Genomic DNA, 21,677 nt, shown 5'->3' on the forward strand with positions numbered 1-21,677 from the left:
CCCGGCGCGCGCCCCGCGTACCGTGCGGCCCATGACCGTGATCGTCCGAACCCTCGCCCCCGACGCCGCTACCGCGGCGGCCGACGACGCGGGGTTCGCCGCCGTGCGCCGGGCGTGTGTGCCCGCCATGCTCACCACCTCCGAGTCGGTCGCCTTCGACCGCGCGCACGCCCATCCCGCCTCCCGGTACCGGCAGTTGATCGCCGAGGCCGACGGCGAGGTCATCGGTACGGCGCAGGTGGGCCTGGCCTACGACAGCCCCGAGCCCGGCCAGGGCTTCGCCAACGTCTACGTGCATCCGCGGCGGCTCGGCACCGGTGCGGGCACGCTCCTGCTGCGCGCCGCGGAGGAGTATCTGGCGGGCGAGGGCGCCGCCACCGTCTACTCCTGGGTCCTCGACGATCCCGCGAGCCTCGCCTTCGCCGCCCGCCGCGGCTACCGCGCGAGCCGCCGCGCGCACTTCCTCCGCCTGGACCTCGCGCACGGCACGCTGCCGCCGCTCCAGGGGCCTGCCGCGGGCGTGGAACTGGTGAGCGGGTCGGTGTTCGCGGACGACGCGCGGCCGCTCTTCGCGCTGGAGGCGGAGACGGTGGCGGACGAACCGGGCGACGTGACCGCGGAGTTCACGGACTACGAGCACTGGCTCGCCGAGACCTGGCACCACCCGCTGGTCAGCCGGGAACTCACCGCGGTGGCCCTGGTGGACGGCCGCCCCGCCGCCTTCAGCCTGGCCCGCACGGACGCCGCGGGCCGCTACGCCTCCGGCATGACGGGCACCGCGCGCGCCCATCGCGGCCGGGGCCTCGCCAAGCTCGCCAAGAACGACTCCCTGCACCGCGCCCGCGCGGCCGGCTGCACGGAGGCCTTCACGGGCAACGACGCCGGAAACGGACCGATGCTGGCGATCAACAAGTGGTTCGGTTACGAGATCTGTGGAACGGAGATACGCCATGTCCGGGACCTCGGCTGACGGGCACCGCCCGGCCGCCTCGGAAACGTCGGAAGCGTCGGAACCCTTGGAGACCTCGGAGACCTTGGAGATCGCCCTCGTCAAGGCGGGCCGCACGAAGATCCGCTACCCCGCGGAACTCCTCCACGACGACGGAACACGGGTCACGGTCCGCGCCCCCTGGGCGGCCCCCGGCGTCCGCGACTTCGGCTTCGTCCGCTTCGAGCCGGGCGACGTCTTCACCGAGCACTTCTGGCGCGACCGCTGGTACGCGATCAAGGAGGTGTACGCCGCCGACGGCACCTTCAAGGGCTGGTACTGCGACGTGACGCGCCCCGCGGTCCGCGAGGGCGGGGTCCTGACGGTGGAGGACCTGGACCTCGACCTGTGGTGCTCGGCGGACGCGAGCACCGTACTGCGCCTGGACGAGGACGAGTTCGAGGCGAGCGGCCTGCCCGCCACGGACCCGCCGGCGGCCTCCGCGGCCCGCCGCGCCCTCACGGAACTGGAGTCCTTGGCCCGGGGGAACCTCCTCGGCACGGTCTGACACGGGGCGCGGGCGCGAGCGGGACAGACGCGGTGGTGCGCTCGCCGTCGTAGGCGACGGGCTCCTCGTCCGACTGCCAGTGCACGGTGAAGCGCTCGCCCCTGTGCCAGGCGGACAGGCCCTCTCGGCAGTACGCCACCATGTCGTGCGGCAGGGCGGTGAGGGGGTGCCAGGCCAGCTCGGCGCACTTGTCCGGTTCGGCGTTGAACGGCTCGCCGCCCGCGCCGTACTCCGCCGTGAAGAACCAGCCCATGCGGGGCGCCTCACCGGGCCCGCGGTGCTGGACGACGGCTTCCGCCCGCAGGTCCCCCGGGGCGAGGGCGAGGCCGATCTCCTCGCGTGCCTCACGGATCATCGCCGCGCGGACGTCCTCGTGGTCCTCCATGTGGCCCGACGGGAGGTTCCACAGCCCGTCGGCGTACCCGGTGTTGGCGCGGCGGGCCAGCAGGACCTCGTCACGGCGGCGCAGGATCAGGTGGACGTCGACGATCTCCGCGTGCCGCGGTGGGGGCTCGGGCAGCATCCCCACCACCGCGTACCGCTCGTCGTCCACCGGTCCGCCCCACAGGCGCGCGTCCGCCGAGAGGCGTTCAGAGTGCAGGCGGGTGACCAGCGGGGACAGGGCTTCGATCACGCGGGGCATCGGGAGGCCGCGGGGGTGCGTCGCGCCCCACACCCCTTCGACGAGGATCAGGCGGCCGCCGGGGCGCAGGAGGGTGTGCCAGTGGCGCAGGACCGCCTCGGGGTCCGGGAGGAGCCACAGGACGTGCCGCGCGAGGACGGCGTCGAACTTGCGTCCGGCCACCGGTGGGTGGCCCGCGTCGCCGGTGAGGACCTCGGCGTCGTGGCCCGCCAGCTTCTCGCGGGCGCGTGCCGCCATGGCCGGCGAGAGGTCGACCGCGGTGACGCGGTGGCCGCGCTCCGCGGCGAGCAGGGCGAGGCTGCCGGTGCCGCACCCCAGGTCGAGCACGTCACCGGGGGTGTCCGGCAGCCACTGCGCGAGCCGCTCCGCCCAGGCCTGGCGCACCGCCTGCTCGCGCAGGCCGTGGTCCGGTTCGTCGTCGAAGGTGGCGGCGGCGGTGTCCCAGTCGATCTCCGCGGCGGGTTCGTTCGGCGTCATCTTCCGATCGTGGCATCCGCCACTGACAACGAGCCCGGCACCGCCGAGAACGGTGTTCGATCAAAAAGCCGGGCCGCGGAGGTCTAGCACGGGGCTTCGATGGACATCGGTAAGGCAGGGAGGCAGCCATGCGCCGAGTCACCACGCACAAGCCCGCGGTCAAGCCCGTCAGCCGCCGGGTGCGGGAACGCCAAGAGGCCGAGGTTCAGCCGCGGGAGAGGCCGGAGGTCCGCAAGGACATCCAGCGGACCTGGTGGCCCGACGGGTGAGCGTCAGGCGCCGCCTGCACCGCGCCGCGCCCGCACCAGCGCCTTCCTCAGCGCCTTCTTCAGCAACGGCCACGCCACTATCAGGGCGATGACGCCGTAGACCGTCACGGAGAAGGGCGTGTCGACGAGCCCGCTGACGCTGCCGTCGCTGATCTGGAGGGCGCGGCGCAGCTGTTGCTCGGCGTTGGGGCCGAGGATGACGCCGATGACGGCGGGCAGGACGGGCAGTCCGTAGCGCCGCATGCCGAGGCCGACGAGGCCGATGACGAGCAGGATGACGAGGTCGATCGGCTCGCCGCCGACCGCGTAGGCGCCGACGGCCGCGAAGAACAGGATGCCCGCGTAGAGGTAGGGCCGCGGGATGCGCAGCAGCTTCGCCCAGAGGGGGGCCAGCGGGAGGTTCAGGGCGAGCAGCAGCACCATGCCCACGAACAGGGACGCGATCAGGCCCCACACCAGGTCGGGTTCGCGTTCGAAGAGCAGGGGGCCCGGCTGGATCCCGTACTGCTGGAAGGCCGCGAGCATCACGGCGGCGACGGCGGTGGTGGGCAGGCCGAGCGTCAGCATGGAGACGAGGGTGCCCGCCGCTGACGCGGACGACGCCGACTCGGGTCCGGCGACGCCCTCGATGGCACCCTTGCCCCACTCCTCCCGGTGCTTGGACAGCCGCTTTTCGGTGACGTAGGAGAGAAAGGTGGGGATCTCCGCGCCACCGGCCGGGATCGCGCCGAACGGAAAGCCGATGAGGGGGCCGCGCAGCCAGGACTTCCAGGCGCGGCGTACGTCCTTCCTCGCGAGCCAGGGCCGGCCGACGGGGATCGCGTCGGCGCCGGTGCGGCGCAGGTGCGCGGCGACCCACAGGGCCTCGCCGATCGCGAAGAGGCCGACCGCGACGATCACCACGTCGATGCCGTCGGCGAGTTGGAGCGAGCCGAAGGTGAGCCGCTGCTGGCCCGTCATCTGGTCGAGGCCCACCAGGCCGATGGTCAGGCCGATCAGGAGCGAGGCGAGGCCGCGGACGCGGGAGGAGCCGAGGACCGAGGTGACCGCGATGAAGGCGAGCACCATGATCGCGAAGTAGTCCGGCGCGCCGATGCCGACGGCGAGGTCGGCGACGGTCGGCGCGAGGGCGACCAGCAGGACCGTGCCGATCATGCCGCCCGCGAAGTGGCCGATGGCGGCGGCCGCGAGGGCCTGCGCGCCCCGCCCCGCCCTGGCCATCGGGTGGCCTTCCATGGCTGCGACGACGGCGGCGCTCTCGCCGGGGGTGTTGAGCAGGATCGAGGTCGTCGAGCCGCCGAACATCGCCCCGTAGTAGATGCCCGCGAACATGATGAAGGCGCCGGTCGGTTCGAGCCCGTAGGTGACGGGGAGCAGCAGGGCTACGGCCATCGCGGGGCCGATGCCGGGCAGGACGCCGATCGCGGTGCCGAGGAGCACGCCGACCGCGGCCCACAGGAGGTTCAGCGGGGTGAGGGCGGTACCGAAGCCGTCGATGAGGGAGTTGAAGGCGTTCATGTCACAGCACTCCCATCAGGGGGCCGCCCGGCAGGGGGACGCCGAGCAGGTTGTTGAAGACCGCGTACGTGGTGACGGAGAGCCCCGCGGCGATCAGCGGGTCGCGGTCGAGGTGGCGGCTGCCGAGTGCGTAGGCGGAGCCCCAGAAGAGCAGCGCGCCGGCGACGGGGAAGCCGGCGGGCTCGATGAGGACGGCGGTGGCGAGGAAGACGCCCGTCAGGAGCAGGACGGTGCGCCAGTCGGCGGGCTCGGACAGGTCGATGTCCTCGCCGCTCTCGGCTTCGCCGCGGCCGCCGCGCAGGACGTCGGCGGCGATCAGCAGGGCGACGACGAGGAGGCCGACGCCGACGGCGACCGGTACGGTCCTCGGGCCGACGGGGCCGCGCTGGGTGATCTCCACGTCCATGGTGAGCGCGTCGGTGAGGACGAGCGCGCCGAGGAGCAACAGCAGGACGCTGACGCCGAGTTCGGAGTGTTCGCGCAGCCAGGTGCGGCGGCTTCGCCGGGCGGGGGGTGCGTCGGTGGTGGTCACAGCCCCAGCTCCTTCAGTACCGATACGACGCGCTGGTCCTGGGCGTCCAGGAAGTCGCCGAACTCGTCGCCGGCCAGGAAGGCGTCGTCCCAGCCGTTCGTCTTGAGGGACTTCTTCCACTCGGGTGAGGCGTGCAGCTTGCGGAACAGCTCGGTGAGTTTCTCGCGTTCGGCGTCACTGAGGCCGGGTGGGGCGACGATGCCGCGCCAGTTGGTGAAGTCCACGTCGTAGCCGGACTCCCTGAGGGTGGGCCCGTCCAGGCCGCGCACCCGCTTCGGGCCGGTCACGGCGAGCAGGCGCAGCTCCCCCGATTTGATCTGGTCCAGGTATTCGCCGACTCCGGAGACGCCGAAGGAGACCTTGCTGCCGAGGATCGAGGCGAGCAGTTCGCCGCCGCCGTCGAAGGGAACGTAGTTGACCTTCTTCGGGTCGATCCCGGCGGCGCGTGCCATCAGCATCGGGGCGAGGTGGTCGGGGCCGCCGGGTGCGGAGCCGCCTCCCACGGGCAGTTTGCCGGGGTTCTTCTTCCAGGCCGTGATGAGCTGGTCGATGGTCTTGTACGGGGAGTCCCCGGCGACCACCACGACGTCCTGCTCCTCGGTGAGCCGGGCGATCGGGGTGGTGTCGGCGAGGGTCTTCGGGGAGTGGTTGGAGCGGGCGGCGCCGACGACGCCGAGGCCCATGGACATGGCGAGCTTGCCGTTGCCGTGCTCGCCGACGAGCCGGGTCAGGCCGACGGTGCCGCCGGCGCCGGGCAGGTTGAACACCTCGATGTTGTGGGTGAGTTCGGCGTCCTCGGTGTTCTTGGCGGCGGTGCGGGCGGTGATGTCGTAGCCGCCGCCGGGTGTGTTGGGGACCATGAGGCGCAGGCCGGGGATCTGCGTGCCGGTGTCGGCGCCGCTGCCCGGGGTGAGCAGGGGCGGCGCCACGAGCACGAGGAGCGTGGCGCCGAGCAGGGCGAGGGGGGTGCGCAGGCGCATGTGGGCCACCACCTGTCGGTAACGTCGGACGGGGCATGGGTGTGAGGTGGCCCACATGTTGCCCGGGTGTTAACAACCTGTCTCTCTTCCGGAATCAACGGACGTTGTGGTCGTTGTGGTCGCGCCCATAGCCTGCGGCGATGACAAGGGTCCTGGTCGTGGACGACGACTTCATGGTCGCCAGGCTGCACTCCCGGTACGTCGGCGCGGTGGACGGATTCACCGTGGCCGGTGTCGCCCACAGCGGCTCCGAGGCGCTCGGCGCGGCGGAGCGGCTGCGCCCCGACCTCGTACTCCTCGACGTGTATCTGCCCGACATGGACGGGATCGCGGTGCTCCGTGAGCTGCGGGCCGCCGAGGAGCGCGATCCGGGGCGGCAGCCGGTGGACGCCCTGTTCATCACGGCCGCGCGGGACGCGGAGGTGGTGCGGGCGGCGCTGCGGGCGGGCGCCCTGCACTATCTGATCAAGCCGTTCGACCAGGCGGCGCTGCATGAGCAGTTGAGGCACGTGGCGGCGTTGCGGGCGCGGCTCGACGGGCTGGACGAGGCGCGTCAGGAGGACGTCGACCACCTCTTCGGTGCGCGCCCGCCCGGTTCCCGTGAGCTGCCGAAGGGCCTCGCGGCGCATACCGCGGAGCTGGTGGAGCAGACCCTGCGGGACCACCCCGGGGGCCTCTCGGCGTCGGAGTGTGCGGGCGCGGGCGCCCTCTCCCGCGTGAGCGCCCGCCGCTACCTGGAGTTCTTCGCGGACACGGGCCGCGCCGAGGTGACGCTCCGCTACGGGGGGACGGGGCGGCCGGTGCGGCGGTACCGGTGGGTGGGGTGAGCCCGCTGCGTTCAGCGCTTACTTAAGCCGGTTGCAGGAGCGGGTGGATGGTGTGGTGGACGAGCAGGTGCCCCCACAGCTCCTGCTCGACGCCGCCGGGCCAGCGCGACCGCAGCACCGGCAGGGTGTCCCGCCGCAGCGTACCGACGGCTTCCAGGGACGCCTCGATCCCCCACCGCCGGCGGTACAGGGCTCGCAGAACGGGAGCCGGGTGCGCCTCGTGGTCCACGAGCGTCGTGATCAGGCGGTGCGGAGGGCCGTCGAGCACCCGGACCTTGGTACGCGGCCGCGCGGGCCCGCAGCGCACGTCGCAGAGGTAGGAGCCGTCGGGCAGCGCGGTGCGCTCCGGCGGTACGGCGAACTCCGTCGGTGCGGTGCCCTCCGGCGTTACGGGCCGGGCGTCGGCCCGCCACAGCACGTCCGCGCCGGCGGCACGGATCGCGGGCAGCAGTTCCAGATCGGCCGAGCCGCGGTCGGCGAGCAGCAGATCTCCACGGGTCAGGGCTGCCAGCAGATCGTTCGTGAGTGCGTGCCCCGTCTCGGCGGGCAGCTTCCCGAGCGCGGCCCGGGTGATGGAGTGGCTGCCGCACTCCGCCAGCGCCGCCAGATGCGCCTGCGGCAGGGCCGCGGGGCCCGCCCCGGTGACCGGCGGATAGCTGTAACGGGCCCGGTTCTCCGGTGTGTCCGGGACGCCCATCGCTGTCGCGTCGACCGCCATCACCCGCCGCCCCAGGTAGCGGGCGCACCGTTCCTCCGTGCGCCGTGCCCGTGCGTCGCGCGCGGCTTGCGCGAACAGCGCGGCCAGCGGCTCGGGCCCCAAGCGCACGCGGGCCCGGGAGATGGCGGCGGACGTGGGCGCCGCGGGAGGGCAGCCGTCCTGCCGGGTCACCCAGGACATCGCTTCGGCCAGCCTCCTGGCCACCTGGTCGTAACTGTGCTGGGCGAACAGGCATATGGCGAGGACGAAGTACACCACGGTGCGGGCGGGCAGAAGACGGTTGCGCCGCTCGGTCCTTCCGCATTCCGCGATCACGCGGTCCACCGCGTCGGGCGGAAATGTACGCATCAGCAGTGCGAGGGCGATGCGGTCGGACAATCCGTCGGTGGCCGCCGCCCTCAACTGCCCCGGTCGTGGCATCGGAGCACCCTCCCGGTCGTATTGATGAATGGCTTGCTTTAAGTCAGCAGTACCAATCGGCACCGACTTGCCCGGCCCCCGGCAGGGGTAAACCATGAAATCAAGCCGACACAGCCAAACCTTCCTTCTGCTGTCGGACGCGCATTTCTCGGCTCTGGTTGCATTGCACGTCGAAGAATCGATTCTGTGCAGAAGTGCGGCATGCAGAAGAAACACAGAAAGGGTTGGGCGATGACAGATCGCGCGTTGCTCATCGGCATCGACGAGTATCCCGATCCGCTGAACAACCTCAACAGTTGCGTCGCCGACACCGTCGCCTTCACCGACCTGCTCGGCCAACTCGACTTCGACAGCTCCGGAATCCGTGTGCTGCTCAACGCGGACGCGACCCTGGCAGCGACTCGGGACGGTCTCGACTGGTTGCTGGACGAGGCCGAGGAGGGGGACCGCCTGGTCTTCTTCCAGTCCTCCCACGGGTACCGCTACCTCAAGGGTGACGTGATGACGGAGGTGCTCTGCGCCTACGACGAGTTCCTGGAGGACACGGAACTCGCCGAGCGCACCGCCCTCCTCCCCCAAGGCGTTCTCACCGTGGTGCTCGACTCCTGCCACTCGGGCGGCATGGAGAAGTCCCTCTTCCGCGGGGGCCTTCAGGAGACCGTGCGCACCAAGGTGTTCACGCCACCCCGGGAGAAGCTCCTGGAACGGGCCAAGTCGGTCTCCCTGGCGCGCGCGCTGAAGCCCTTCGGCCGCACCACCTTGCGCAACGAGGCGTCCCTGACCCTGAACATGGCGCACGTCCCCAACAAGGCGCCCAGGACCAAGGGCGCCATCACCGGGGCGAACGAGCTGAACGCGGTACTCCTCACCGCCTGTCAGGCGGACCAGACCGCGGCGGCCGGCAGCGCCCCCACCGCCGGGCTCTCGGCGTTCACCTACGCCCTGACCACGGAGATGGACCAGTCGGTCTCCGTCTCCGCCCTGCGCGACCGAACCGTGACGCGCATCGAAGGCCTCAACATGAGCCAGACGCCTTGCGCCTTCGCCCCCTCGGATCAGCCGCACCTCCTCACCGAAACGTTTATCTCCCGGCAGCAGACAAAGAGCAAGGAGATGATCCGACAGGTCGAGGAGATGCTCAAAGAGGTGGCCTACGCAGGCGGTGGGCACAAACCTTCCACCCCTGGAAAGGGCGAAGGAATCTCAGCGAAAAGTCACACACCGGAGGTAAAGGGAATGAGCACGGTAGAGCTTGAGAAGTCGGTCGACGCGGCCACCGAAAAGATACTCGCCGGCGTCAAGACAGCGGGCAAGAGCAAGTCGGTCTGGGGCAACGTCCCGTCCGGCCTGGACTACCAGCTGGACACGCAGACGGTCGCCGCCGTTCTCGCCCCCGCCATGGCGGCCGCGATTCCGGTGGACGGCAAGAGCTTCACGGTGCAGGCGTCCGTGACGGACACGGACAATCTCCTCGACAAGGGCTTCTGGGACTCCGCGGCCAGGCTCGCACGGGTCGTCGTACCAGCCGTCCTCGACGAGCTGACCAAGAGCGGCGGTCCCGGGAAGGGTCACTCCAAGGCCGCCGACCCGGACGAGGTGAACCGTGAGATCGCGCGGGCGGTCCCGTCGGCCCGGATGGGTGACCCGAAGTTCTTCGGGCTCGTGGAGACGCTGATCGGCATCGCGGCGCCGATCGTCATCAACGCGATCACCAAGGACTTCAAGCCCAACGAGCGTCCCACCGGCGGCAAGATCCAGGTTGATCTGCCGGCCGGCATGAGCGAGAGCGAGAAGAAGAGCTTCTGGGACGACGCCCTCGGCGTGGTCAGTACGGCACTGCCGTACGTCATCCGCGCCATCGCCTAGCGATCGGCGCGAGGACGGCGGCCGCCGCGAACGGCCGCCGTCCCGTCGGCATCCCACCCAGTGGAGGGACTTGCCCGATGCTCGAAGACAACGCCGTCTCCGACGGGACGGCTGCTCGTTGGAAGGCCAGTGCCGACCAGATCGCCGATACGGCGACAGCGCTGCGCGAGCGGGACCTGGCTCTCGCCAACGCCCCGGACGAGATCGAGCGGCGTCAACGGCGGCTGGCCGACCAGGGTCTCGACTTGGAGGCGCTCGTCGGCGACGACGACTCCGTCGGGACGAACTTCCTGAGTCGCGGCACCACCGCTGCCCGGTCGGTGAGTCGCGTGGTCAGCGTGGCGTCGCGCCGTGATCCGCCCGTCCCGCTCGCCACGGGGGTACTGATCGCTCCACGGCTGCTCCTGACGAACAACCATGTGGTGCCCGGCGAGGTCGATGCCACGGAGGCGGCCGCGCAGTTCGGCTTCGAGGTCGATGAGGCGGGCCGTGAGGGTGAGTACGTGACCTGCGCGCTCGCCCCGGAGGTGTGCTGGGTCACCGATGAGGAGTTGGATTTCACCGTGGTGGCCGTCGCCGACGCGCACGGCGAGGCACCGGGAGAGACCTATGGCTGGGTGCCGCTCATCGAGCAGACCGGGAAAGCGCTCAAGTGCGAGGTGCTGAACGTGATCCACCATCCCGGTGGCGAGAGGAAGCGGGTCAGCATCCGCGCGAACCGGATGGTGGCCCAGGACGAGATCTGGCTGCGGTACACCAGTGACACCCGGAAGGGCTCGTCGGGAGCGCCCGTCTTCAACGATCAGTGGGAGATGGTCGCGCTCCATCGCAGAGGCATCAAATTGCTGGACGAACAGGGAGCGCCGGTCGCCCGCGGCGGGGAGCGCTGGACACCCGAGATGGGTCGTGACGCTGCCGTGTACATGGGAAATGAAGGCGCCAGGGTAAGCAGAATCGTCAAGCGGCTGAGGGCGGCCCCTCTCACCCCGCCGATGCGGACCCTGATCGATGCGGCGATCGAGGCGGGTGCGGGCGTATGAACGCGACGTTGGTGTTGGTCCACGGCCGCAAGCAGGAGTGGAAGGACCCCGTCGAGCTACGGCGCACGTGGCAGGCGGGGCTGGCGGCGGGGCTTGTCAAAGCCGGCTTGCCGCCGGTGGACGGCCCCGTGGTCTTCCCGTACTTCGGTAACGTGCTGCGCAGGATCACTGACACCTTGGCCCAGAGCAACGCGGCCATCGACCTGGAAACGCTGCCCTCGGACCCCGACAGGCCAGGTCCGCTGCACCCCTGGCTGGGGTCGGACATCGGCGTGATGGAACGGAGGATGCTGGAGGACATGGCCGTCGGAGCGGGCTGGGCTCCCGGGAACTCCGACGACGACCTGGAACGACTCTCGGACGTACTGTCCTGGTCGGTCGCCCGGGACGCGCTCGACTGGCTCGGCCGCACCACCTCGTTCGACCAGGCGTTCATCGCCGCGCATCTGCGCGATGTGGCCGTCTACTTGACGCGCGCCAGGGCCCAGGTCCTCTCGCACGTGCGGGAGCAACTCCCCTCCGACGGACCCGTCGTCCTGGTCTCGCACAGCCTGGGGACCGTGGTGGCCCGTGATCTGCTCGGCGATCCCGGCCTGCGCGCACGTACGGGACTGTGGGTGACGGCAGGCTCTCCGCTGGGCATCGACGCCGTCCGCAAGAACCTCGGTCACCCGACGTACGCGGACAACCCCGGGGTGGAATGGCTGAGTGCGTACGACGTCAACGACATCGTCGCCCTTGGGCATCCGTTGCGAAGGACATGGGGCCCTCCGCTCAAGGACGTCGAAGTGGAGAACGGCGAAGCGCCACACTCGATCGAACGCTATCTCGCCCACCCCGAGGTAGCCGGACCGATCGGCGCGGCGCTGGCGGCCAAGGGCCCAGCCTGAGCCAATGCCGACAACTACGGCTCTATGGAGCCCACGTCATCCGTGCCACTCGCAGTGCCTCCGGGCGCAGGGCCTTACCTCTGCGCTGTGCGTGCCTGATGGAGCGCCGAAGTATCGACGCTGCTGACTTCACGCCCTTTGAGTCCCTGGCGGAACCAGTCGTCCGGGCAAAAGGCAGAGGTCGCCTTGCTCACCCGCGTGGTGTGCGCAAGACCTGGGTGGCGGCGCTGAGCTGTCCGGCCCGCTGTCGGTGGGTGGGTCTACCGTGCGTAGAACACGAGCCCAGCGCGAGTAGGGATGAGCATGACCATATTGGAGAACCGGCCGAACACCGCGCTCCTTGTCGTCGACGTGCAGAAGGGCGTCGTCGAAGGAGTCCACCATCGCGACGTGGTCGTCGCGAACGTCGCCGACCTCGTCGAGCGGGCGCGGCGGGAAGGAGTTCCGGTCATCTGGGTCCAGCACTCCGACGAGGAACTCACGAGAGGGAGCGACGACTGGCGGATCGTCCCGGAACTCACTCCACAGGACGCCGAGCCACTCGTCGAGAAGAGCTACGGCGACTCCTTCGAGGACACCACCCTGGAGACCGTGCTGTCGGGACTCGGTGTTGGGCGGCTCGTCGTCGTCGGCGCGGAGACCGACGCGTGCATCCGCTCGACGCTTCACGGCGCGTTCGCCAGGGGGTACGACGCGACCCTGATCAGCGATGCCCACACGACGGCTGACAAGACAGCATGGGGTGCACCGCCGCCTGACCAGGTCATTGCGCACACGAACCTGTACTGGACCCGCCAGACGGCGCCGGGGCGGACGGCTGGGACCGTCGAGACCAAAGACGTCGTCTTCGGCGGCACATCCTGATGACTCAGTAGCGCCCTTTTTGCCCGGACACGATAGTCGGAACCACGAGGCCCGGCCGATCAGGCGTTCCAAAATGCATGGCCGGGGGTTCCTGTCGGTCGTTCCGGATCGTCTGTGCGCTCAAGACGCTGAAGACCGCGGGGAGCCAAGAAGGGAGCCAGACGGGGCGGCCCCGTCTGGACTCTCACGGACCGTGCCGGACCGGTTTGTAGCTCACGTACCGGTCAAACAGGGACTCTCGGAGCCGCCACCTGAGCCCTCGGTTAGCCCTCCCTTAAAGCGACCATAAGGATCTCCATCCCCCGTCCTCAGCAGGCGATTTCGCGGTTTCGAGCGGCTAGCTTTCTCGGCGCCGGGACGGTTCGCAACCGTCCCGTCCCCCCTGAACCGCCGTTTGAGGAGAACCGCATGCCCGCTCGCCGCAAGGCCGTCGCGATCGCCGCCGCCGGTGTCGCCCCGCTCGCCCTGACCGCCCTGTCGGTGACGCCCGCCGCCGCGCACGGCTCGATGACGGATCCGGTCAGCCGGGTCTCCGCCTGCTTCCAGGAGGGCCCCGAGGCACCGAAGTCCGCCGCCTGCAAGGCCGCCGTCGCCGCCGGCGGCACCCAGGCCCTCTACGACTGGAACGGCGTGAACATCGCCAACGCCGCCGGGAAGTCGAAGCGGATCATTCCCGACGGCAAGCTGTGCAGCGCCGGCAACGACAAGTACAAGGGCCTCGACCTGCCGCGCACGGACTGGCCGGCCAGCAAGCTGTCCGCCGGGAAGCACACCTTCCGTTACAAGGGCACCGCCCCGCACAAGGGCTCCTTCGAGCTGTACGTCACGAAGGACTCCTACGACCCGGCGAAGCCCCTGAAGTGGTCGGACCTGGAGGCGAGGCCCTTCGTCAAGGTCACCGACCCGAGGATGGAGAACGGCGACTACGTCTTCGACGGGAAGGTCCCCGCCAGGTCGGGCCGCCACCTCATCTACTCGGTCTGGCAGCGCTCGGACTCCCCCGAGGCCTTCTACACCTGCTCCGACGTCGTCTTCGGCAAGGACAGCGGCGCCTCCTCGGGCTCCGCCCCGGCCCCGGCCGCGTCCGCCCCGTCCGACAAGGAGATCGAGGCGGGCGCCGAGAAGTCCACGGTCGAGCACCACGGCCACGGGGACGCCGACGCCAGGACGGGCGCGGGGGCCACCGGCGCCGCCCCCGCCCCCGCCCCCGCCGACGGTGACGGTGACGCGGCGGCGGCCGGCAACGAGCCCGAGGTGAACGGCGGCGCCGAGAAGCCGGTCACCACCGCGGCCGGCACCGACGACAACCTCGCCGAGACCGGCGGCGACAGCACCACGCCCTACCTCGCGATGGGTGGCGCGGCCGCCCTCGCCGTCGGCGCCGCGACGATGTTCGCCACGACCCGCCGCCGCGCCGCCGGACGCCACGGCCGCTGAGCCGTAAGCACCGGTTGACGGGGGTGGGCCGCCGCTACGACAGGCACGTGCTCGGCGTCGCATGCTCCGGGTCGAGCGCGTTCGCCACCTCGTGGTGGGCGACGCGGTCCAGGACGCCGACCGCCACATGCTCCGCCACGTCGGCGCGGCAGAGGTCCTGGACGGTCACGTTGCGTACGTCGGGGCCGTCCAGGAACTGGCTGCGGTACGGGGTGACCACCTCGTCGTACTTGGTGGCGATGACGGTGTAGCGCACGCCGGGCACGGTGTCCCCGCCCTTGTTGAGCCTGGTCAGGAAGGGCGATCCGGCCACCTGGTCGGCGAGGCTCGGCGTCTTGGTGGTCAGCAGGTCCTCGACGCCGGGGAAGTACGGCAGCAGTTCGGTGAGGCCGAGCAGTGTGGTGCCGTGGTTGTCGGGCGCGAGGCCGATGAGGGCGTTCACCTTGTCGGCGCCGCCGAGGAACTTGAGGTAGTGGCGGGGCATCATGCCGCCCTGCGAGTGGCCGACGAGGTCCGCCTCCTTCGCGCCCGTCGAGGCGAGCACCTTGTCGACGAAGCCGTCGAGCTGCTCGGCCGACTTGTCGATGGGGCCGAGCCCGTGGAAGAACGGCACGTCCTTCAACTGGCCGTAGTCCAGGGAGTAGACGCAGTAGCCGCGCCTGACCAGATAGGGCGCGAGGACGAGCCAGTTGTCGACGGAGTTCCCGAAGGTGCCGTGCACGAGGACGACCGGGCGGGGGTGCGCGGTGGAGGGCTTGCAGTTGTAGTCGTTCCAGCCGCGGGACGTAGTGGTCTCCGACACGGAAGCGGAGACGGAGGCGGAGGCGGTGGCGGTGGCGGTGGGGGTGAGGGTGACCGCGCCCGTGACGAGCAGGGCGGCGGCGAGCGCGCGTAGCGCTCGTCTCCAGGGCAGCATCGTGTGGTCTCCTTGCGGCTCAAGGGAGTTGCGATGGCTGTACGCCCTGTGATCCGGATCGACAGGATGCCGTGCTCACGTCAAATTACGCGCCGGTAGATGAAGAGTGAAGCGCCGCGGCACGACAACTTCCAGTGATTACTGGCAGAGTCCCGATGACGGCGGGGTTCCGCTGCCGGTGGGGCTCCACTGCCGGTCGGGCTCCGATACCGACGGCCCCCGCGCTCACCGTTGCGGTGACACCAGCCCCATCTCGTAGGCGAGAATGACCAGTTGGGCCTGGCCCCCGACATCGAGCTTGGTCAGGTCGATACGGCGTCCATGCCGCACGCACCCTCGTCCTGACCACCTTCGATGACGACGAGCACGCCTACGGCACGCTGCGGGCGGGCGCCAGCGGTCTCCTCGTCAAGGACATGGCCCCAGCCCCAGCCCTGGCCCTGGCCCTGGAGGACATCCTCGCGGGCATCGGCATCGGCATCGGCATGCGGATGCCCATGACGACGACGCCAGAGCGTACGCCCCTGGCCAGCCGAACCGCTTCGGCGGTGCCCGTGCCCGCCTCCCCCACGACCTCGATATCCGCGATGTCGGCCATCAGGACGCGCAGGCCCGCGCGCGCCAGCGGCCGGCCGCCGGCGAGGCCCCCACGGACGGCCCTTTCACTCACGCTCGCGCATACCGACGAGGCCGTATCCGTCACCCGCGGACAGCTGCCCGTTGCCCCGGCGTGCGCCGTGGGCTTGCGCAGCGCGGCCGGCGTCATCACGGAAAGCACTGTTCGTGCAACACACCGTTACCTTCCTCCCCCCTGAGGCCGCTCGTCGACCGCGACGCCACCCGCGCCAGGACGTTTTCCTCCAACCGCGCTACCCGGCTGGGGATGTGACGGCGCAGCACCTGTTCCGGCCCCCGCTCCCCCGGCTGTCAAATCGATGCCGTGTTCGAATCGCGTCGCTGACCAGGGCTGATGCGGTTAGACTAATCGAACGAGCGTACGATGAATGTATCGGGCATACGACGTAAAAGGGTCAGATATGGGGTGGAGTGATGGAGGTGCGGCATGGCGGGCTTCGCCCATCTGCACGTCGCGTCCGGTTACTCCGAGCGCTACGGCGCCGCCCAGCCCGAGCGTCTCGCCCTGCGGGCCGCCGAGCGAGGCGTGACGGCGCTCGCTCTCACCGACCGGAACACGGTCACCGGTGCCGTCCGCTTCGCGCAGGCATGCGCGGGAACCGGGGTGCGGCCGATCTTCGGTATCGACCTGGCGGTGGAGGCCCTGGCGCCCCCGCCGCCCGCCCAGCGACGCCGCACCCCGGTGCGCGGTGGCGCGCACGTCGTCGAGCCGCCGCTGCGGTTCGTGCTGCTGGCGCAGAACCGCGCCGGGTGGGCGCGGCTGTGCCGCATCACGTCGGCCGCCCACGTCGGCACCGCGTCCGGCGCGGCACCGGTGGTGGTGCCGTGGGAGGCACTGCGCGAGTACGGCGGTCCCGGTCTGACCGTGCTGCTCGGGCCGCTCTCCGAGCCGGTACGAGCCTTGGCCGCCGGGCGGGAAGACGTCGCGATGAAGCTGCTGGCGCCGTGGCGGGAGATCTTCGGGAGCGGGGTCAGGCTGGAAGTCGTAGCGCATAAACGTTCCTCCATCGGTCCTGGATCCCTCCGGCTGGCTGCCCGCACCCTGGCGCTGGCCGACCGCACCCACACCACCGCGGTGCTCTCCAACGCCGTCCGCTACGCCGACCCCGACCAGCACCGCCTCGCCGACGTCCTGGACGCCGCCCGGCTGCTGCGGCCCATCGACCGGCGCAGCCTGGACAGCGGACAGCGCTGGCTCAAGGACGAGAAGGCGATGACGGCCGTCGCGCGCCTGGTCGCCCAATGCGCCGGGGCCGACGCCCGGCGGGCACACCGCCTGCTGGCGGACACCGCCGCCACCGCGGCCCTGTGCGCCGTCGACCCCGAAGCGGACCTGGGGCTGGGCACGCGGCATTTCCCGGAACCCTCGCTCTTCGGCGCCGAGCCCGGAGCGGGAGGAGCGACCCGGCTGCTGCGCCGGCAGTGCGAGGCCGGCCTGACCCGGCGGGGCCTGGACCGCGACCGAGCGGCGCTCGACCGGCTGGACGAGGAACTCAAGGTGATTTCCGCGCTGGACCACGACTCGTACTTCCTTGCCGTCGGCCAGGTCGTGGCCGACATCCGGGCCAAGGGCATCAGGGTCGCGGCCCGCGGCTCGGGCGCCGGTTCGATGGTCTGCCACGCGCTGGGCATCGCCACCGCGAACCCGCTCGACCACCGTCTGCTGTTCGAACGCTTCCTGAGCGTGCGCCGGGCCTCCCTGCCCGACATCGACATCGACGTGGAGTCCGCCCGCCGGCTGGAGTGCTACGACACGATCTTCGACCGGTTCGGCAAGGAGCGGGTCGCCGTCACCGCCATGCCCGAGACCTACCGGGCCCGCCGCGCCCTGCGCGACACCGGCCTCGCCCTCGGGATCGCGCCCGCGGAAGTCGACCGGATCGCCAAGAGCTTCCCGCACCTGAGAGCTTCCGACATCCGGGGCGCGCTCACCGAACTGCCCGAACTGCGGCAGCTGGCGGCCGAGGCGCACCGGTACGGGCCGCTGTGGGAACTCGCGGAGGGCCTCGACTCCCTGGTCCACGGCATGGCCATGCACCCCTGCGGAGTGGTCATCAGCGACGCGACGCTCCTGGACCGGCTGCCGGTGCAGCCCACCCCGCAGGGCGATTACCCCATGGCCATGGCGGCGAAGGAGGAGATCGAGGAGCTGGGCAACATCAAACTGGATGTGCTGGGCGTACGCATGCAGTCGGCGATGTCCCACGCCGTCGCCGAGATCGAACGGACGACCGGTCGCCACATCGACCTGGACGACCCCAAGCAGGTACCGCTCGACGACGTCTTCGCCTTCAAGCTCATCCAGGAGAGCCAGACCCTCGGCCTGTTCCAGCTGGAGTCGCCCGGCCAGCAGGACCTGCTGTCCAGGTTGCAGCCGCGCGACCCGCAGGACGTCATCGCCGACATCAGCCTCTTCCGCCCCGGACCGGTCGCCGGGGGCATGCCCGAGCGGTACATCGCCGCACGTCATGGCGGCACTCCGCGGTACGCCCATCCGGACCTGGAACCGGTGCTCGCCGACACCTACGGCGTGACCATCTGGCACGAGCAGATCATCGAGACCCTGTCGGTCATGACCGGCTGCGACTACGCGCTGGCCGAGGTCGCCCGGCGGGCGCTCGGCGAGAAGCACCGGCTGCCGAAGCTCAGGGACTGGTTCCATGGCCAGGCACGCGCGCGTGGCTACAGCGCGGCCGTCCGGGACGAGGTCTGGAAGACCGTCGAGGCCTTCGGCGCCTACGGCTTCTGCCGCGCCCACGCGGTCGCCTTCGCCGTACCCGCCCTCCAGAGCGCCTGGCTCAAGGCGCACCACCCGGCATACCTGCTGGCCGGCCTGCTCGAACACGACCCCGGGATGTGGCCCAAGCGCGTCCTCGTCTCCGACGCCCGTCGCCGCGGTGTCCAGGTCCTGCCCGTCGACATCAACCACTCCCAGGTGAAACACACCGTGGAGAGGACCGGCGGAGAGCAGCGGGGCGTACGGCTCGCCCTCTCCGCGGTGCACGGCATCAGCGAGGACGAGTGCGTACGAATCGAACAGGGCCAGCCCTACGGATCCCTCTCCGACTTCTGGCAGCGGGCCCGCCCCAGCAGGCCCACGGCCGAACGCCTCGCCGAAATAGGCGCCCTGAACTCCCTCCACGACGGCCGCCTCACGCGCCGCGACCTGCTGCTCCAGATCGCCGAACTCCACCGGGCCTCCCGCACCCGATCCGTCGGCAAGGGCCAGCTGCCCATCGAAGCGGGCCCCGTGGGCGGGGCGGAGCCGAGCGGCCTGCCGGAACTGACCGGACGCGAAGCCCTCAGCGCCGAGCTGAGCACCCTCGGCATCGACGTCTCCAGGCACCTGATGGAGCACCACCACCGCCTCATGCGCGAGATCGGCGCGACCGACGCGGCCCACCTGGCCACAGTGCGCGCCGGCCAGCAGGTCCTGGTCGCCGGCGTACGGGCCTCCACCCAGACCCCGCCCATCGCCAGCGGCAAGCGCATCATCTTCGTCACCCTGGAGGACGGCTCCGGCTTGGTCGACCTGGCCTTCTTCGAGGACTCCCACCCGGCCTGCGCGCACACCGTCTTCCACAGCGGACTGCTGCTGGTGCGCGGCACGGTCCAGGTGCGCGGCACCCGCCGCACCGTCGTCGGCACCATGGCCTGGGACCTGGACGAGATCGCCGCCGCCCGCCGCGACAACGGCCCCGAGGCCGCACTCGCCCTCCTCGGCGAGAGCCACCCGCACCCGACCCCGGCCCAGCCGCAGCGGACCCTGGCCAACGGCACCACCGGCGCCCGGTTGCATCCCTACGCCGACCTCCAGCCGGCCGGCACCCGCTCGGCCGACCTGAAGAAGTTCGGCTACACCAGCCCGGGGAGCGCGGGATGACCGCGCGGCAGCGGTACGTCGCCCACCTCCACCTGCACGCCGCGCTGACCGAGCTTCAGTACCACGACGTCATGGAAGTGATGTCCGGTGTCACGCCTCATGTCCAGGCCGTTCCGCCCCACGCCGTCCAGCTCGATCTGACGTCTGCCATCAGATATTTCGATCTGTCCGCCTATGACGTCGTCCAGTTGGCGAAGCTCAGGCTGAAGGCTCTCTACGGCGTCGACAGCAGCGCCGGGCTCGCGAGTAACCGCATGCTGGCGGCCATGGCGGCCGACGCGTCCGCGCCGGGAGAGACCACCTGGATCCCCGACGAACGCGTGGCCGACTGGCTGTACCCGCGGCCCGTCACCGCGCTGCCCGGGGTCGGGCGCACCACGGCGGAGACGCTTCACAGATACGGCCTGCACACCATCGGCCAGCTCACCGGCCTGCCCTCGGTGACCCTGCAACGGCTCCTCGGCGTCGGTCAGGCGCGGCTGCTGGCCGAGCGCGCCCGCGGTCATGACCCCCGCCCGGTCACCCTCTGCGAACCGGCGGCGCACTTGGCCGCCGATCTCGTACTGGAGCGGGACTGCCTCGACCCGGCACAGCACCACCGCGCGGTTCTGGGGCTGGCCGACCAGATCGGCCAGCGCCTGCGCGGCGAAGGCCAGATCGCGAGCCGCCTCGCCCTCACGGTGCGGTACGCCGACCGCAGCTCCACCACACGTACCCGCACCCTGCCGGAACCCACCAACCACTCGCCCGCCCTCACCGCGGCCGCGCTGGGCCTGCTGGCCGGTCTCGGACTCCAGCGGGCGAGAGTGCGCGCCTTCATGATCCGCGCGGACGACCTGCTGCCGGCCGACAGGGCCTACCACCAGCTCTTGTTGGATCCCGGCGATGCCCGCGCCCGCGCGGCCGAGGCCGCCGCGGACCGTGCCCGTCGGCGCTTCGGACCGGGGGCGGTACGGCCGGCCGCGCTGGCTTAGGACGGATCGCCCGCCCCGGCTCGGGGCCAGGGCGGTGCCGTCCTGACGCGTGGTGTCATGAGTCCCCCTGACGGCAGTCCGAGGAGGAGCACGGCATGAGCGTTCTCGACATCCTGTCCGACGACGAACGGCTGGTCGTCGGCACCGTCCACGCGTTCGTCGACAAAGAGGTGCGGCCCGTCGCCCGGGAGTTCGAGCACTCCGACACGTACCCCGAGGCTCTGATCGAGGGCATGAAACGGCTCGGCGTCTTCGGCCTCGCCGTCCCCGAGCAGTACGGCGGCACCCCCGTCTCCACCCCCTGCTACGTCCTTGTCACCGAGGAACTCGCCCGCGGCTGGATGAGCCTGGCCGGCGCCATGGGCGGCCACACCGTCGTCGCCAAACTGCTGCTGCACTACGGCACCGAGGAGCAGAAGCGCCGCTACCTCCCCCGGATGGCCACCGGCGAGCTGCGGGCCACCATGGCCCTCACCGAACCCGGCGGCGGCTCCGACCTCCAGGCCATGCGTACCGTCGCCCGCCGCGACGGCGACGGATACGTCGTCGACGGCGCCAAGATGTGGATCACCAACGCGCGCCGCTCGGGCCTGATCGCCCTGCTGTGCAAGACCGATCCCGACGCCCGCCCCGCCCACCACGGCATGTCGATCCTGCTCGTCGAGCACGGCCCCGGCCTCACCGTCTCCCGCGACCTGCCCAAGCTCGGCTACAAGGGCGTCGAGAGCTGCGAGCTGTCCTTCGACGGCCACCGCGCACCGGCCACAGCCCTGCTCGGCGGCGCGGAGGGCCGGGGCTTCGGGCAGATGATGAAGGGATTGGAGACCGGACGGCTCCAGGTCGCCGCCCGCGCGCTCGGTGTCGGCCGGGCGGCCCTTGAGGACGCCCTCGCCTACGCGCGGGCCCGCGAGTCCTTCGGCAAGCCGATCTGGCAGCACCAGTCCATCGGCAACTACCTTGCCGACATGGCCACTTCGCTGACCGCTGCCCGCCAGCTCACGCTGTACGCTGCCCGCGAGGCCGACGCGGGCCGCCGGATCGACATGGAGGCTGGCATGGCGAAGCTGTTCGCCTCCGAGGCCGCGATGCGGATCGCCCTCGACGCCGTACGGATCCACGGCGGCTACGGCTACTCCACGGAGTTCGACGTCGAGCGCTACTTCCGCGACGCACCGCTGATGATCGTCGGTGAGGGGACCAACGAGATCCAGCGGAACGTGATCGCCGCGCAGCTCGTCGCGCGCGGGGGCCTCGACGCCTGAGGGCATCCGAGCACACCCGGCCACCACCA

The 21,677-nt window shown here is 70.9% G+C and carries 19 protein-coding genes; 12 read left to right on the top strand and 7 right to left on the bottom strand.

Annotation, left to right across the window (positions count from 1 at the left end; genetic code table 11):
* Positions 1–31: 31 nt before the first annotated feature.
* Together IG54_RS0107870 and IG54_RS0107875 are read left to right on the top strand one after the other, a co-directional pair.
* On the top strand, positions 32–970 hold the full coding sequence (locus tag IG54_RS0107870) for a GNAT family N-acetyltransferase (RefSeq protein WP_030778968.1): 939 nt from the start codon (positions 32–34) through the stop codon (positions 968–970).
* Positions 951–1,496 carry a DUF402 domain-containing protein gene (locus IG54_RS0107875; protein ID WP_051819344.1) on the top strand — a complete coding sequence of 182 codons (546 nt, stop codon included), beginning with the start codon at positions 951–953 and terminating at the stop codon, positions 1,494–1,496. The genes IG54_RS0107870 and IG54_RS0107875 overlap by 20 nt, the downstream gene beginning before the upstream one ends.
* Here the strand turns inward: IG54_RS0107875 and IG54_RS0107880 are convergent.
* Positions 1,447–2,616 (bottom strand): methyltransferase domain-containing protein, encoded by a 1,170-nt coding sequence (locus tag IG54_RS0107880; protein ID WP_051819345.1) that lies wholly within the window; start codon positions 2,614–2,616, stop codon positions 1,447–1,449. The two genes, IG54_RS0107875 and IG54_RS0107880, sit on opposite strands and share 50 nt — an antisense overlap.
* A 128-nt stretch (positions 2,617–2,744) precedes the next feature.
* On the opposite strand from IG54_RS0107880, the gene IG54_RS42475 reads away from it, so the two are divergent.
* Complete coding sequence (locus tag IG54_RS42475; protein ID WP_164551702.1) at positions 2,745–2,885, top strand: hypothetical protein; 141 nt, start codon at positions 2,745–2,747, stop codon at positions 2,883–2,885.
* Positions 2,886–2,888: 3 nt separating this feature from the next.
* On the opposite strand, the gene IG54_RS0107890 is transcribed toward IG54_RS42475, so the two are convergent.
* Genes IG54_RS0107890 through IG54_RS0107900 form a run of 3 tightly spaced genes read right to left on the bottom strand, consistent with a single transcriptional unit; the run spans position 2,889 to position 5,915 of the window.
* Positions 2,889–4,403 (bottom strand): tripartite tricarboxylate transporter permease, encoded by a 1,515-nt coding sequence (locus IG54_RS0107890; protein ID WP_030778973.1) that lies wholly within the window; start codon positions 4,401–4,403, stop codon positions 2,889–2,891.
* Between the two features lies 1 nt (position 4,404).
* Entirely contained in the window at positions 4,405–4,935 is a 531-nt protein-coding gene (locus tag IG54_RS0107895; RefSeq protein ID WP_030778974.1) for a tripartite tricarboxylate transporter TctB family protein, read from the bottom strand.
* Positions 4,932–5,915 (bottom strand): Bug family tripartite tricarboxylate transporter substrate binding protein, encoded by a 984-nt coding sequence (locus IG54_RS0107900; protein ID WP_030778975.1) that lies wholly within the window; start codon positions 5,913–5,915, stop codon positions 4,932–4,934. The genes IG54_RS0107895 and IG54_RS0107900 overlap by 4 nt, the downstream gene beginning before the upstream one ends.
* Positions 5,916–6,055: 140 nt before the next feature.
* Between IG54_RS0107900 and IG54_RS0107905 the strand changes: the two genes are divergently transcribed.
* The gene (locus IG54_RS0107905) at positions 6,056–6,742 is read left to right on the top strand and encodes a response regulator (RefSeq protein WP_030778976.1); all 687 of its coding nucleotides are present in this window, start codon (positions 6,056–6,058) and stop codon (positions 6,740–6,742) included.
* 22 nt (positions 6,743–6,764) lie between these two features.
* On the opposite strand, the gene IG54_RS0107910 is transcribed toward IG54_RS0107905, so the two are convergent.
* Positions 6,765–7,880, bottom strand: a complete 1,116-nt coding sequence (locus IG54_RS0107910) for an IS4 family transposase (RefSeq protein ID WP_030778977.1) — start codon at positions 7,878–7,880, stop codon at positions 6,765–6,767.
* A gap of 231 nt (positions 7,881–8,111) precedes the next feature.
* On the opposite strand from IG54_RS0107910, the gene IG54_RS0107915 reads away from it, so the two are divergent.
* From IG54_RS0107915 to IG54_RS0107935, 5 genes are all read left to right on the top strand, one after another.
* Entirely contained in the window at positions 8,112–9,746 is a 1,635-nt protein-coding gene (locus IG54_RS0107915; protein ID WP_158708836.1) for a caspase family protein, read from the top strand.
* Between the two features lie 77 nt (positions 9,747–9,823).
* Positions 9,824–10,786: a trypsin-like serine peptidase gene (locus IG54_RS37740; protein WP_030778979.1), complete on the top strand. Its 963-nt coding sequence runs from the start codon at positions 9,824–9,826 to the stop codon at positions 10,784–10,786.
* Positions 10,783–11,676, top strand: coding sequence for a hypothetical protein (locus IG54_RS0107925; RefSeq protein ID WP_030778980.1), 894 nt, complete (start codon positions 10,783–10,785; stop codon positions 11,674–11,676). The genes IG54_RS37740 and IG54_RS0107925 overlap by 4 nt, the downstream gene beginning before the upstream one ends.
* A gap of 303 nt (positions 11,677–11,979) precedes the next feature.
* Positions 11,980–12,540, top strand: coding sequence for a cysteine hydrolase family protein (locus IG54_RS0107930; RefSeq protein ID WP_030778981.1), 561 nt, complete (start codon positions 11,980–11,982; stop codon positions 12,538–12,540).
* A gap of 408 nt (positions 12,541–12,948) precedes the next feature.
* The gene (locus IG54_RS0107935) at positions 12,949–13,977 is read left to right on the top strand and encodes a lytic polysaccharide monooxygenase auxiliary activity family 9 protein (protein ID WP_030778982.1); all 1,029 of its coding nucleotides are present in this window, start codon (positions 12,949–12,951) and stop codon (positions 13,975–13,977) included.
* A gap of 34 nt (positions 13,978–14,011) precedes the next feature.
* On the opposite strand, the gene IG54_RS0107940 is transcribed toward IG54_RS0107935, so the two are convergent.
* Together IG54_RS0107940 and IG54_RS43725 are read right to left on the bottom strand one after the other, a co-directional pair.
* Positions 14,012–14,893 (bottom strand): esterase/lipase family protein, encoded by an 882-nt coding sequence (locus IG54_RS0107940; RefSeq protein WP_030778984.1) that lies wholly within the window; start codon positions 14,891–14,893, stop codon positions 14,012–14,014.
* Positions 14,894–15,263: 370 nt separating this feature from the next.
* Entirely contained in the window at positions 15,264–15,563 is a 300-nt protein-coding gene (locus IG54_RS43725; protein WP_199809507.1) for a hypothetical protein, read from the bottom strand.
* Between the two features lie 393 nt (positions 15,564–15,956).
* Between IG54_RS43725 and IG54_RS0107955 the strand changes: the two genes are divergently transcribed.
* From IG54_RS0107955 to IG54_RS0107965, 3 genes are all read left to right on the top strand, one after another.
* Complete coding sequence (locus IG54_RS0107955) at positions 15,957–19,412, top strand: DNA polymerase III subunit alpha (protein WP_030778988.1); 3,456 nt, start codon at positions 15,957–15,959, stop codon at positions 19,410–19,412.
* Positions 19,409–20,386: a DNA polymerase Y family protein gene (locus IG54_RS0107960; protein ID WP_030778990.1), complete on the top strand. Its 978-nt coding sequence runs from the start codon at positions 19,409–19,411 to the stop codon at positions 20,384–20,386. The genes IG54_RS0107955 and IG54_RS0107960 overlap by 4 nt, the downstream gene beginning before the upstream one ends.
* A 95-nt stretch (positions 20,387–20,481) precedes the next feature.
* Complete coding sequence (locus IG54_RS0107965) at positions 20,482–21,648, top strand: acyl-CoA dehydrogenase family protein (protein WP_030778992.1); 1,167 nt, start codon at positions 20,482–20,484, stop codon at positions 21,646–21,648.
* The last annotated feature ends 29 nt before the right edge of the window (positions 21,649–21,677 follow it).

It is taken from the genome of Streptomyces sp. NRRL S-920 (assembly GCF_000717945.1).
In the GTDB taxonomy this organism is placed as follows: Bacteria; Actinomycetota; Actinomycetes; order Streptomycetales; family Streptomycetaceae; genus Streptomyces; species Streptomyces alboniger.